The sequence below is a fragment of the Corallococcus praedator genome (genome assembly GCF_003612125.1).
In the GTDB taxonomy this organism is placed as follows: Bacteria; Myxococcota; Myxococcia; order Myxococcales; family Myxococcaceae; genus Corallococcus; species Corallococcus praedator.
In genome coordinates, this window is the sequence record NZ_RAWI01000822.1 from 1 (window position 1) to 701 (window position 701).

Here is a 701-nt window from a genome sequence, read left to right on the forward strand (position 1 = left end):
GACAGGGCCACCCCGTTATCGCGGATGTTAGAGGACCCGTCCGCACCCTCTGGCGGGTCGTTGGAACCCGTGCGAATCCGCCCCCCGCCCCCCACCTGTCCTGGCGGGCGGCTCGCGGGCTCGGATGCCTGGGGGCTCAGGAGCCGGTCGCGGACGAACCGCCCGTCCGGGGCAGCCACACGATGAACCGGGTGCCGTCCGTGGCCCCCGACTCCACGGAGATGCGACCGCCGTGGGCCAGGGCGATCTGCCGGGCGATGTAGAGCGACAGTCCCAGGCCGTCCCCATCCACTCCCCCGGAGGAGGAGGCGCAGCGCCGGAAGGGCTCGAAGAGGGTGGCGTGGTTCTCCGGCGGCACCCGGCGCCCCTGGTCGTGCACCTGGAGCGTCACGCCGTCCCCATTCCCCTGGAGCTGGAGCGCCACCGGCGCCGTGGCCGGGCCATGGTGCAGGGCGTTGCCCAGCAGGGCGTCCACCAGCTGGGTGAGCCGCCCCCCGTCCCAGGTGCCCCTCAGGTCGCCCAGGGCCGTCAGGCGCAGGTCGCGGCCGGGGTGGGCCTGACGCCGGTCCGCCAGCACCTGCTCCGCCACCTGCCCCAGGTGCACGGACGAGGCGTGCAGCGGCAGGCCCCCGGACAGCCGGGCGCGGGTGAAGTCCATGAGCTGGTGGATCATCCGCTCCACCCGGCGCACCCCCTGGCCC

At 74.9% G+C, this 701-nt stretch carries 1 protein-coding gene; it reads right to left on the minus strand.

Annotated elements, in window-relative coordinates; genetic code table 11:
* Positions 1-136: 136 nt before the first annotated feature.
* A partial coding sequence (locus D7Y13_RS41965; RefSeq protein WP_147452669.1) for a sensor histidine kinase occupies positions 137-701 on the minus strand: 565 nt, incomplete at its 5' end.